The organism is Psychrobacter sp. N25K4-3-2 (assembly GCF_015351755.1).
GTDB classification, from domain to species: domain Bacteria; phylum Pseudomonadota; class Gammaproteobacteria; order Pseudomonadales; family Moraxellaceae; genus Psychrobacter; species Psychrobacter glaciei.
Window position 1 is genome coordinate 96,330 of sequence record NZ_JADKLX010000004.1, and the last position, 12,776, is coordinate 109,105.

The window sequence follows — 12,776 nt, forward strand, 5'->3', positions numbered from 1 at the left end:
CAATATTTAGCTAATGCTATTTAAATATCTGTCGCAAGCTGACTGACCAGCTGGCTAAAATGCTCACCACGAGCCGCATAACCACTAAATTGATCAAAGCTGGCACAGGCTGGCGATAATAACACGGCTTGCACTTGTGACAAGCTACTTGTGGTGACTTGTTGAATGGTGGCAAATGCACTTTCTAACGTTTGGCATTGATGCAGCGCCACTTCATCACTTAATTTCGTTGCACGTAGATGCTGTTCAATCTGCTTAGCATCCTCACCAATAAACAGTACTTGGCTGACGTATTTATTGATAAAAGGCGTCAATTCACCGAATTGTTGACCTTTACCCTGTCCGCCTAAGATTAACAACAGCTTACCGTCTTTTGGCGCATAGACCGCGCCTAATCCTTCGATAGCCGCCATGGTCGAGCCAATATTGGTGCCTTTTGAATCATTAAAATAATCAAGGCCTGCCGCAGTGGCGACATACTGGCAGCGATGCTCGAGACCTGTGAATTGCTGCAAGGTATTTAGCATGCTATCTAGTGGTAAGCCAGCAAGCTCACCTAGTGCCAAAGCCGCTTGCGCATTGAGCAAATTGTGACGCCCTTTAATCTGTAGTTTGTCCGCTGATAGTAACCGCTCGGTCCCGCGCGCAAGATAGATCTGTCCTTCTGGATCAGTGATGAGACCATAGTGACCTTTATCAGGAGCATGGATACCTGTGCTCAGCCGTGGCAAATTATCCGCCACCAATGGTCGAGTCAGCGCATCTTCACGATTGATCACCACCGATTTGGCACCTTGAAAGATACGGTGCTTGGCTTGATGATAGCCCAGCATATCACCATGGCGATCTAAATGATCGGGTGACATATTAAGGACAGTTGCTACTTGCGCACCTAAATTGGTCACGGTCTCTAACTGGAAGCTTGATAGCTCAAGTACGGCCAATTGCATATCAGGATTGGCAAGTAGATTAAGGGCTGGCACGCCAATATTACCACCGACGCCCACATTGATACCGGCATCCGCCGCCATCTGTCCAACCAAAGTCGTCACCGTGCTTTTGGCATTGGAGCCAGTAATAGCAACGATCGGTACGGTGCAGGCTTCGCAGAACAGCTGAATATCACTGACCACAGGAATGTTGGCGCGACGGGCGGCGGCAACCGCGTCGGTATCTAGAGAAATACCTGGGCTGATAATGATCCGTGCCGCTTGTTGCAATAATTCTGCATCTATCGCTCCAAATTGGCGAATATCAACGGCTGCTGGTAGTTGATCTGCTAAGGCAGGCGTCGGCTGACTGTCAGTGACAGCCACATGGTAGCCTTGCTTGGTAAGATAGTTCGCTACTGAAAGCCCTGACTGTCCCAAACCGACCACGACTTGTAGACCACTGCCCTTATGAAGTAAGGTTTCTGTTGCGGTGAGGGTGGTCATATCTCTTCCTTCTATTGGACGAACAAAATGGCATCAAGCATATACGTGGTTTAGACCGTCTGAATGATATTGTTAAGATGAAGAGCATGATAACGGTATCGTTCAGATTTCGGTACTGGTTTTTTATGACTTTGTGCTATTATGCGGCTGTTTTTATATTGAGTAGCTAATGCTATAATATCGGCCTAAACAGATATTTGGGCTAGATATTTCACCTAAGTATTTTAGTTTAGCATGTTGTCACATTTACCGCGCTATTGTCACGCTGCTTCCGCAACGATTCCTATTGAGGTAATGAGATGGCAGACACTGGCTTCGATCTACTTATGCGCTTTTGTCTGATAGATTATTTATCTCCTTCTACCGCGGTACGTCATGGCGGTTCTTATACTTTATTTTAGACACTGTATTTTAAACACTATATTTTAGGCCTTATATTTTAGGCACTGTCATCATATTGACTATTGGTGAGCGTATTAGCGATACCAGTCAATAAATTGATGGGCGTGCTGCTAGCTAATTATCGATTGGTAATGAAGCAACAGTATAATAAAAGTACGTTTAGTAGCACTGATTATAACGACCTGTAATAACGCGATCATTTTAACACTGAGTAATGATTACTTTTTTTGCCTTTAACTCTATGCAGTTTACTTATGACATCTTTTTTTGATAGCTTACGTGACGACTGGTTTTCCAATGTTCGCGGTGACGTTTTATCAGGGGTGGTGGTTGCACTGGCCTTGATTCCAGAAGCCATTGCTTTTTCTATTATCGCGGGCGTCGATCCAAAAGTTGGTTTGTATGCATCATTCTGCATCGCCGTTGTGATTAGTTTCGTCGGTGGTCGGCCGGGTATGATTTCGGCAGCGACAGGAGCGATGGCGCTAGTGATGGTAGACTTGGTGGCTGATCATGGCTTGCAGTACTTGCTGGCTGCTACCTTACTGTGCGGGGCGATTCAGGTCGTCATGGGTATTCTTAAGCTTGGCAATCTGATGCGTTTTGTCTCGCGCTCGGTGGTCATTGGCTTTGTCAATGCGCTAGCGATTTTAATATTTATGGCTCAATTACCTGAGCTTAACCCTATGACTGAGAAGGTCGGGATGACCGTTTATATCATGACTGCGGCGGGCTTGGCGATTATTTATCTGTTTCCGCTTATTCCTAAAATTGGTCGGGTGATTCCTTCACCGCTGATTTGTATCGTTGGCTTGACCGCGGTAGCGATGTATATGAATCTCGATATTCGTAACGTCGGTAGCATGGGTGATTTACCTGATTCTCTACCCGTATTTTTGCTACCAGATATTCCATTAAATTTAACGACGCTCTTAATTATTGCGCCTTATTCTATCGCGCTGGCCATCGTTGGTTTATTAGAATCCATGATGACAGCGACGATTGTGGATGAATTAACTGATACGCCGAGCGATAAAAACCGCGAGTGTCGTGGTCAAGGTATTGCCAACGTGGTATCAGGATTCTTTGGTGGTATGGCAGGTTGTGCGATGATTGGTCAGTCAATGATCAACGTTAAATCAGGCGGACGTACGCGTCTGTCTACCTTGATGGCAGGTGTGGTACTGCTCATTATGGTAGTGTTTTTGAGTGAATGGGTCAGTCTAATACCAATGGCAGCACTAGTGGCTGTGATGATTATGGTCTCTATTGGTACTTTTAATTGGCAATCTATTCGCGAGTTCAAGACCCATCCGATGTCATTTAACATTGTCATGCTAGCGACCGTTTTGACCACTATCTTTACGCATAATCTAGCATATGGCGTAGGTGTTGGTGTGCTGCTGTCTGCGCTAGCGTTTGCTAATAAAATCGGGCAATTCTTAACGATATTTAGCGAGTATGACGACAGTAGTAACACGCGCTACTACTACGTCCAAGGCCAAGTGTTCTTTGCCTCAACGACGCAGTTCTTGCATAGTTTTGATACCAAAGAAGCCTTGGATAGCATTCATATCGATGTCAGCCAAGCGCATTTTTGGGACGTCAGTGCCGTAGATACCTTGGACAAGCTGGTCATGCGCTTGCAACGTGAAGGGATTGATGTCAAAGTGGTAGGACTCAACAGTGCAAGCCGTACGTTGATTGACCGTTTCTCTATCCATGATCGCCGAGACATTGGCTTGTTGGATTAAATGGTTAGATAACCAAGCACTATGCCTGCGTTATCGAACGGACGTTAATTCATGGTTTGTAGACAAACCATTATATTGGTATACCAGTTCAAGCTTTAGGGTCATCGCAGATGAGTTGACCCGCTTGACGGTATTTAACTATTAGATGATGTGGTGGCCTTATGAGTAATTTAAAGCCAGATAGCGTAATTGCCTGCTTAGACTGCCCTGATCACGTACAAGCCGTGCTAGAGGCGAGCATGTGGGCAGCACCTCGTTTACAAGCCCCTATCGGTCTGTTGCATTCAGTACCAAGCTTGCAACAAAAAGCAGCGGTCAATTATTCTGGTTGCCTCAATATCGATGACGAAAGTGCTTTGTTAGATCAATTTACTACCAAAGAACATTTGAGTAATTGTGAACTAAAAGCGCAAGGCAAACTGTTACTTCATCAAGCCACAACTTATTGCGAGCAGCAGCGCCAAAAATTAAAGACTTATACGCTGCATCGTCATGAACATCTCAATCAAAGTATCGATTATGTCGACAATAAGGCGCAATTGATTGTTATTGGTCATCATGTGACCTGCAAAGCAACGTTGAGTCAGCTTATTCGTTTAAGCCACTGCCCCATTTTGGTGACTCATGCACCATTTTTGACCCCTACGACTGCTTTATTTGCTTTTGACAACTGTGCAACTTCTCATAAACTGCTTAATTGGCTATGCAAAACGCCGCTTGTTCGCGCCCTAACCATTCATATTGTTATGGTCGGTAAAGACAACTCGGAAAACTGCGACGCACTACGTGAAGCTTATGCCCGTCTCAAGCAAGCTGGCATAAAATCCAAAAAGGCATTGCTAGACTGCCGCGATGTGACAGCAGCCTTAACCTACTATCAAAATGAGCACAATATTGGTCTGCTGATAACAGGCGCTTTTGGTCAGTCTCGTTTGCATGAATTGCTCAAAGGCAGCGACACCAAAAAGCTACTAGGCAGTACCAAAACCCCATACCTACTCTTCCCTAAAGTATAACGCCAACGTTTAATTTGCGGGCAGAGTATTGTGCTCTGCCCCTCCTGTCTACTTTTACTCAGTACTCATTTGCTATACACTTTTATCAAATCATCACATGAAATAAAGTGATAGCCTCCCCAAGCACTTTAAAAGTTGGTTATAATAAAGTTTTCGATACTCCAACGTTAAAGGTTGATCTACTCTGCTTGTATGGACAACAATGACGATTATCGTGCCCCTATAAGCCGTATTTTTTGTCAATACCATAAGCATTTTTGAACCAATTGGCTCAATCCTAGCTACCCCCTTGATTAGGTTTGGCACAGTTCTTGAATGACTTACGTTAAGAATGGCAGTCATACGATGAAGCACAATGTCTATATCAACCTGCGACATCACACATATAAGGAATTTTTTATGAAGCTAATCACTGCGATCTTAAAACCGTTTAAGCTCGATGATGTGCGTGAAGCGCTTTCTGACATCGGTGTCAAAGGTGTTACCGTCACTGAAGTCAAAGGTTTCGGTCGCCAAAAAGGTCACACGGAGCTCTATCGCGGCGCAGAATACGTGGTGGACTTTTTACCTAAAGTAAAAGTTGAAGTGGCCGTTATCGATGAGATGGTTGAACCTGCTATCGAAGCCATCACTCGCATCGCTAGCACTGGAAAAATCGGTGACGGTAAAATATTTGTGACGGCTCTTGAGCAAGTCATTCGTATTCGTACGGGCGAGACAGGTCCTGACGCTATCTAACGCGTAGACTTACCTATAAACACAGATTTATAGGACATACCGATATCTATATTGCATATATTCAAGGGGGAATTAACATGCAAAATCAAATCTTTGAGCTCCAGTACGCACTTGATACGTTTTACTTTTTAATGTGTGGGGCGCTGGTCATGTGGATGGCAGCGGGCTTTACCATGTTAGAAGCAGGACTGGTACGCTCAAAAAACACCGTCGAAATCCTAACAAAAAATATCGCACTATTTGCCACTGCTTGTACCATGTACATGATCTGCGGCTATGCCATTATGTATGATGGCAATCTATTCTTAAGCGGTATTGCAGGCGGTGAGGCTTTGGTAGCAGATGCTCTAGCAGCCTCAGCTGAAAATGGCTTTGGTGGTGATTCTGTTTATTCTGCAGCTTCTGACTTTTTCTTCCAAGTGGTATTCGTCGCAACCTGTATGTCAATCGTCTCAGGCGCTGTCGCTGAGCGTATGAAGCTGTGGGCTTTTCTCCTCTTCGCGGTAGTCATGACTGGTGTTATCTATCCTGTTGAAGGCAGCTGGACTTGGGGTGGCAAAGACGTCTTTGGCTTATTTAACTTAGGTGACTTAGGCTTTTCTGATTTTGCTGGTTCCGGTATCGTCCATATGGCAGGTGCTGCTGCTGCATTAGCAGGGGTATTATTGTTAGGTGCTCGTAAAGGTAAATATGGTCCTAATGGTGAAATACGTGCCATTCCTGGTGCCAATCTGCCATTAGCAGCACTTGGTACTCTCATATTGTGGATGGGTTGGTTCGGCTTTAACGGTGGTTCTGTCCTCAAGCTCGGTGATATCGCTAGTGCCAACTCTGTCGCGATGGTATTTTTGAATACCAATGCCGCAGCAGCAGGCGGTGCTATTGGTGCATTGTTAGTAGCGCGTCTTATCTTTGGTAAGGCTGATTTAACCATGCTCCTAAATGGTGCGCTAGCAGGTTTGGTTGCGATTACCGCAGAACCTTCTACTCCTTCTGCACTGCAGGCCACACTGTTTGGTCTGATAGCAGGTGTTATCGTTGTTTTATCCATTCTCGCTTTAGATAAAATAAAAATCGATGACCCAGTAGGTGCTATCTCGGTACATGGTGTAATTGGTCTCTTCGGTTTACTGATTGTTCCTATTACCAATCCAGCAGCATCGTTCGTAGGTCAAATTGCAGGCGCAGCGACCATCTTTATATGGGTATTTGTTGCCAGTCTAATCGTTTGGTCAATCATTAAAGTGGTGATGGGTCTACGTATCTCTGAAGAAGATGAATATGAAGGTGGTGATATCGCCGAATGCGGTATGGAAGCTTACCCAGAATTCGTAAGATAATCGGTTAGCATTTAGAGAAATATTACAGTACAAAGAAATCCCGCACTACCTTTCGGTAATGCGGGATTTCTTTGTACTGTACAAATTGCTTTCTATAAACTATCTAATGATCTAGTTTCTTTAAAATTAGATTATTTCTTTTTCCACTCTTGACTGCGTGAGAATGGACCGATATAACCTTTTAGCTTCAATGTACTACCACTTAGTTGTGCAGTCATACGATAATCTTTACCTTTCTCAGGATCAGTAATCGTACCACCACTATATTTACCACTACCATCAGCTTTAAGACCTTTGATGATAGTCGTGCCAACGTGTTTCTTACCTTTGGCTGAATTAGTAGAAATCAGCGTACCTGTCAAAACACCATTTGATTCAGTGATTTTTACCGTACCTTTTGGCTTACCTTCATCATAAGTCTGCCAAGTGGTATTGGCTAAAGGATCAGCGGCAAATGCCATGCTTGCTAAACTGATACCTGCAACTGCTAAAGTGGTTTTTGTAAATAATTTCATAGACTGACTCCCTTCATACAATGATTATTCGAAACGTTATGTTTCTACTCTCCTAGGCTTATCCTTCGCTAAAACTTCATTCCCAGCTGTGCGATTTCCTACTAGTTAGTAGTGGGTTAACGCAACAATAAATAAGCTGTTCATTAAAATTCTAAACGACATAAGCGATGTCTTGACCCATTATAAGCAATTTTAAGCTTTTGCCTAGTAATTTTTTTATAGTTTATTATTTCTATAAAATCAGAACTATATCAAACAGTTACAAGAAGGGATTGTCGATATTTTTATCCAGCTGGTCATCTTTTTCTTTTGACTTGTCATCATTATTATTGTATTTACTGTTGTTTTCAAAAGCTTGTAAAATTTTACTTGTTAAATCATGTAACTGTTGTGCTTGCTGATGCCCAGTGGCATCAAAGGTCAAATCAATGTCGCCATATATAATAATTTTATCTTGCTGGTTTTCGATCACGAGCTCACCAATTTGCATACTTTGATGATTATTGGCAAATGGGTCAATCATTTGAGTCTCCTTTCTATTAACAGCATCTTACGTGATTTTTCAATAGTTCGTACTTTCTGTCACATACAGAGTGTGCCCTCAATCTGAATAAAAGCGACTAAATAGGCTAATAGTAGAAGCATTATGCCTGCAATTGGGTGATTAGCCAGTCAAGAATCGCCCAGACAAAAAGCATCCAAGTAGGTTCTTCAACAGTCGCCTCAGGCAAATCTGAACTCTCGCCAGCCTTTAATGGTAGCTCGAACGCTTGCGCTTTAGTCTTGGCATCCAGTACGGGTAATACATCGATGCCAATTTCGGTCGCCAATTCATCGACACTGATAATTTCTATACGCTCTGATTCATCATTTGGTGTGTAATAGACCCCTGCTTGATTAATCGCAGGAATATAAACTGCTTTAAAGAAATGACTGGGAACAAGCACTCGGTCAGCCAGTTGCTTGGTTTTTTTGCCGGTAAATGCGACCCCTGTAATGGTATAAACCTCTCCATATTGCTGGGTTAAGTAACGAGTGGCTGACTCGATGTTACGCCAAATATAGCGATTATTACGTGGCGATTGCGGAGCAATATTAGCCAAGCTAAAACTATCATACTGTTGACTGCGATTCGCCATATCAGCATTGGGCGCTAAGTGCCCGCGATCATAGCCTGAGCCTGAATAGTCAGACAATGAGGCACGTGCGGATGTGGGTAGTCGGCTTTCTTCATGAAAACTGTCTTCACGATCAATCTCTTTGGCTTGCTGTAAACGCTTGCGATCTAAATACTCTGCCGACCACAGCGGCGTACGTGATACTCCCGAATACATCACGGCAAAACCATCCATACATAGCGCTTGTGTCTTGTTACTGAGCTTAGGATTGGTAAATTCAGGATAGATACTGCCATAAAAGGACTGACTACACTGGGTAAAGTCATCAGCATGCGCCGAGGTTATGCTTACTACCATCATCACAGTCATTATGATGCTGTTTTTGACACTGTATTTAATCCTGCCGACACTTATCATTCAACTTTCAACCATCTATGCTTATCATTACGTATACGCTATCGTAGCAGGCGTCTGTGAATAAAGAAAGATAAGGCGTAAGCCGTGACATTTTAAATGCTATCCGCTATACTAAGCGGTCTCAAATATACGGACAGCTGATTATTTTTAATCATAATCAATCAAAACTGTCTGCTATATCAAAAACGGTGAAGTGGGTGAGTGGCTGAAACCGCACGCCTGGAAAGTGTGTATGCGTTAATAGCGTATCGAGGGTTCGAATCCCTCCTTCACCGCCAATCTTATCAATTTTAAGAAAGCCCCCCTAGTTTTCCTATCTTGTCTTACCCTATCCCAAATACTAATCAAACCCTTTATAAACAACGCTTCTAGCGTTTTTTTTATGTCTGCTGTTTTCCCAAGCTATCCGAACATAACCCACTTATCCCTTGGCTTGTGCTGGTCTATTCGTTGGTCAACCTATGCTATTAATCCTGTAAATATTAACTTGAGAGATTTTAGTTGCGCAGCCTGACGATAATGATCAAGCCCAATACGTCCTGATATTTTTTGAATTATATATACTATTTATCGCTAAGTAGATAGTTAGTTTCTATACCTCTATCATTAAAATAGTCTGTTCTATAAATTCATAATCTCACAAATGCTAATCATTGCAAATGTATGACAAAAGCCTGATGAATCAGTTATGCAAGCACGATAAACTCTTGATATGCACGCATACTAGACAGCCTATAACTAAGGAAGTTGCGTATACTGAATTACGTAAGCTATCTTACAATTAGTGCTGATTCATATCTAGATGTATCTCTACACAAGGAAGAAAAAATGACAGGGATTGAGTTTTATAGCAATGGTCATATCATCAGCGAAGCTGACAGTATGCGCAAAAAGCTAGGCGCGTTAGCTCAACAATACCGTGCGACGTCGGCTATTATTGTTACCGATGCTGGAATCACTCAGCTGGGCTATGTCGATATCGCACAGCAATCATTACAAGAAGCTGGCATTCAAGTGGTGGTCTTCGATGCTGTCATCGCTGACCCACCCGTTGACGTCGTCAATGACGCTATGACAATTGCCAGAGACCATAACTGTGATCTGGTTATTGGTCTAGGCGGTGGCAGCTCTATTGATACTGCAAAAATCGTCGCCTTGCTTCCAAATAACTTTGAGTCAGTAAATGACATTTTAGACAAAGATGTCAGTGGCTTTAATAAGCTGCCTTTATTTGCGATACCAACGACTGCTGGCACGGGTGCAGAGTCTACCTTTGTCTCTGTCATCACGGCAAAAGATGGCAGCAAAAAAGCCATTTATACGCCTAAAATCCTACCTGATGTCGCCATTTTAGATGCCACCCTCACACTGAAGCTACCTCGTCACATCACGGCTGCAACCGCCTTGGATGCCATGGTTCACTGTGTTGAAGCGTATACGAGCCGTACCAAGAAAAATCCTATTTCAGATGCTTTGGCTGTTAAAGGATTACAGATGCTCTGGAATAACTTTGAGAAAGTATTGGCTCAAGGCAATGATATCGACGCTCGTGCCGAAATGTTATTGGGCTCTACTTTGGCTGGTATTGCCTTTGTTAACTCATCAGTAGCAGCAGTACATGGACTCTCGTATCCGCTGAGTATCAATTTTCATATTCCTCATGGACATGCCAATGCACTCGTTATGTGTGGTGTTTTCACATTTAATTTATCAGAAGCCGCCCCGCTTTATGCTGAGCTGGCTCATGCTGTCATGCCTACTCAGGCATCTAGCATGGCAGATTTAGACGCAGCGACTTTATTTATTAATCAACTAAAGATGTTTTTAGAAAATAGTGGTCTCAAGTATCGCTTAAGCGAATTGGATATAACAGATCAAGACATCCCCGCATTGGCAGACATAGTAATAAATACCTATGCCCGACTGATTGCAACCAACCCCAAAGACATGACTTTAGATGAGGTGACAACGATATATAAGGAGATACTCTAAAACAGAAACCATTGCTATTCAAAACAGTTTTATTTATCAAGGAAGATAACCACTATTTAAGGGAAACAATTATGTCAGAATATAAATTAGACGTTGTCGTTGATGGCTTTCATTACTTAGAAGGCCCTCGCTGGTATAACGATGCTCTATGGTTTGTTGATTTTTATACTCAAAGCATTTATCGTGTCAACGATGAGGGAGTGGCAGAAGAAATTGCTAATGTTGAGCAGCAACCCTCTGGTTTAGGGTGGCTGCCTGATGGACGTATGCTGGTTGTATCGATGAAAGACCGCAAATTATTACGACTAGAAAATGACGGTAACTTGGTCGTTCATGCCGATATTTGGGAGCATTGCGGTGGTCATGCCAATGACATGGTGGTTTCAGCCAATGGTAATGCTTACATCGGTAACTTTGGCTTTGACTTGATGGGTGGTGCTGACCATGAAAATACGGGGCTTGTTTTGGTTAAGCCTGATGGAAGCTCACAGATTGTCGCTGAAGGATTGGCATTTCCAAATGGTATGGTTATCTCTGCAGATCAAAAGACCTTGATCGTTAACGAGCTGTTTGGCAATAAAATTACGCAGTTTGATATCAACGAAGATGGTAGCCTCGGTGAAAAGCGCGACTTTGCTAATTTTGGAGAGTTGGGTAATGAACCAAACCTTGGTTTGCGTATAGAAAATGCCAGTATATTACCTGATGGTCTCGCGCTAGATGCCGAAGGTGCGGTTTGGATTGCGGATACGTTGAATCAGCGTGCCGTCCGTATAGCAGAAGGTGGTGAGATTTTAGAAACTATCGATACGGCACCTGATGGTATCTTTGCGGTTGCCCTCGGCGGACAAGATGGTAAAACACTATTTATGTGTGCGGCACCTGATTGGGATGAAGCATCACGTAAAGCTGAAACCAAAGGTCGTATGCTGTCCACACAAGTCAAAGTAGGTCATGCAGGTACACCTTAGTTCAAGTTTTTTAGAAATAAACCCAAAATAATCTGCATTATTCCACAGTATGGAATAATGCCAATTCAACGATTAGACAGCTTACAACCGTTTAATCGTCGCTTCATGCCTGTAAGCTATTTTATTCTTGACCCCTATCCTGCTTCTTATTCTTTTTAGCCTCTTTATCTAGGGCATGTCCTCAATTCAATTGATCATATCTAAACGGGCTAAAAATAGCTATTAACGAATGTCAGACGCGAGTGGCGTAAAATTCGATTATAGTAGGTATTAGCAACTCAGAAAATTAAAATAATGGGAAGGATGGCCTTATGAAAAATTTAGCGGTGGTAGTAGTAGCAGGACTCAGCTTAAGCGCTTGTGTGACGATCAATGCACCGATGGGCAGCACTGATAATGGTAGCAGTAATGGAAATACCATCACTCAATACCCTGTTGAGACCGCCCTACTCAATGTCTATACCAAAGAGCGCAGCGAACAACTACATGCCGTAGTGGACAAGCGAAACATCGTCGCCGATATTAAGGTGACACCCAAAGGTACAGTTGCTTTCAACAATAAATCAGTTAAAGCTGCTGAGATAACTACCATCAATAAACGCTACGATCAAATCACCAATCAATCTATCGCAACCAACTATTTTACGACCAATCCCTTGATGTTCCATGGCTTCACGGATAATAGCGGTAGATACTCGCTATCGAACCAAACGACCGTCATCCCCAAGATGGCTTCAGTTGGCGATTCCAGTGCCTTGATCACCGAAAACGTCTACAGCGACAGCAGTATGCGCAAACAAACTGGTACTTATAAACAAAGCTGGTCGCTAACGAGGGAGAGCAATAACCGCGCTTGGCTATGTATAGAAACCTCAGAGAACCTACTCCTCAATTTTGATCCTAATGGCACTTCATCAGAATGTTATAAAATCAATGCTCAAGGCGATATTTTGGCGAGCAAAATCACTATCAGTCAGCCTAGTAAAAACGGTAGTACTGAGGCTGTAACGTTTATCAGTCAATAGTTATGTGAATTTTAAAACCTTTAATAGTAAGACTTTCAGTCTATACTTTTAG

The 12,776-nt window shown here is 42.9% G+C and carries 11 protein-coding genes and 1 tRNA gene; 8 read left to right on the plus strand and 4 right to left on the minus strand.

What is annotated here, in order from left to right; all coding sequences use genetic code 11:
- Window positions 1-20 precede the first annotated feature (20 nt).
- Window positions 21-1,436 (minus strand): UDP-N-acetylmuramoyl-L-alanine--D-glutamate ligase, encoded by a 1,416-nt coding sequence (murD, locus tag IOD06_RS11095; protein WP_194620939.1) that lies wholly within the window; start codon window positions 1,434-1,436, stop codon window positions 21-23.
- 656 nt (window positions 1,437-2,092) lie between these two features.
- Here murD and IOD06_RS11100 point away from each other — a divergent pair.
- The 4 genes from IOD06_RS11100 (at window position 2,093) to IOD06_RS11115 (ending at window position 6,686) form a co-directional block, all read left to right on the plus strand.
- Window positions 2,093-3,592 (plus strand): SulP family inorganic anion transporter, encoded by a 1,500-nt coding sequence (locus IOD06_RS11100; RefSeq protein WP_189585982.1) that lies wholly within the window; start codon window positions 2,093-2,095, stop codon window positions 3,590-3,592.
- 161 nt (window positions 3,593-3,753) lie between these two features.
- Complete coding sequence (locus IOD06_RS11105; protein WP_010197979.1) at window positions 3,754-4,608, plus strand: universal stress protein; 855 nt, start codon at window positions 3,754-3,756, stop codon at window positions 4,606-4,608.
- Window positions 4,609-5,007: 399 nt separating this feature from the next.
- Window positions 5,008-5,346, plus strand: a complete 339-nt coding sequence (locus IOD06_RS11110; protein WP_010197981.1) for a P-II family nitrogen regulator — start codon at window positions 5,008-5,010, stop codon at window positions 5,344-5,346.
- Between the two features lie 77 nt (window positions 5,347-5,423).
- A complete protein-coding gene (locus IOD06_RS11115) occupies window positions 5,424-6,686 on the plus strand; it encodes an ammonium transporter (RefSeq protein ID WP_010197982.1) in 1,263 nt (420 codons plus the stop codon).
- A 131-nt stretch (window positions 6,687-6,817) separates the two neighbouring features.
- Here IOD06_RS11115 and IOD06_RS11120 read toward each other — a convergent pair whose 3' ends face one another.
- From IOD06_RS11120 to IOD06_RS11130, 3 genes are all read right to left on the minus strand, one after another.
- The gene (locus tag IOD06_RS11120; RefSeq protein WP_189585975.1) at window positions 6,818-7,201 is read right to left on the minus strand and encodes a DUF2147 domain-containing protein; all 384 of its coding nucleotides are present in this window, start codon (window positions 7,199-7,201) and stop codon (window positions 6,818-6,820) included.
- A 259-nt stretch (window positions 7,202-7,460) separates the two neighbouring features.
- The gene (locus IOD06_RS11125; protein ID WP_194620940.1) at window positions 7,461-7,724 is read right to left on the minus strand and encodes a hypothetical protein; all 264 of its coding nucleotides are present in this window, start codon (window positions 7,722-7,724) and stop codon (window positions 7,461-7,463) included.
- Window positions 7,725-7,845: 121 nt separating this feature from the next.
- Window positions 7,846-8,676 (minus strand): DNA/RNA non-specific endonuclease, encoded by an 831-nt coding sequence (locus IOD06_RS11130; RefSeq protein ID WP_227670023.1) that lies wholly within the window; start codon window positions 8,674-8,676, stop codon window positions 7,846-7,848.
- Between the two features lie 247 nt (window positions 8,677-8,923).
- On the opposite strand from IOD06_RS11130, the gene IOD06_RS11135 reads away from it, so the two are divergent.
- The 4 genes from IOD06_RS11135 (at window position 8,924) to IOD06_RS11150 (ending at window position 12,724) form a co-directional block, all read left to right on the plus strand.
- A tRNA-Ser gene (locus IOD06_RS11135) sits at window positions 8,924-9,014 on the plus strand.
- A gap of 550 nt (window positions 9,015-9,564) precedes the next feature.
- A complete protein-coding gene (locus IOD06_RS11140) occupies window positions 9,565-10,728 on the plus strand; it encodes an iron-containing alcohol dehydrogenase (protein ID WP_194620942.1) in 1,164 nt (387 codons plus the stop codon).
- Between the two features lie 71 nt (window positions 10,729-10,799).
- On the plus strand, window positions 10,800-11,699 hold the full coding sequence (locus IOD06_RS11145) for an SMP-30/gluconolactonase/LRE family protein (RefSeq protein ID WP_194620943.1): 900 nt from the start codon (window positions 10,800-10,802) through the stop codon (window positions 11,697-11,699).
- A gap of 311 nt (window positions 11,700-12,010) precedes the next feature.
- The gene (locus IOD06_RS11150; protein WP_194620944.1) at window positions 12,011-12,724 is read left to right on the plus strand and encodes a hypothetical protein; all 714 of its coding nucleotides are present in this window, start codon (window positions 12,011-12,013) and stop codon (window positions 12,722-12,724) included.
- Window positions 12,725-12,776: the final 52 nt, after the last annotated feature.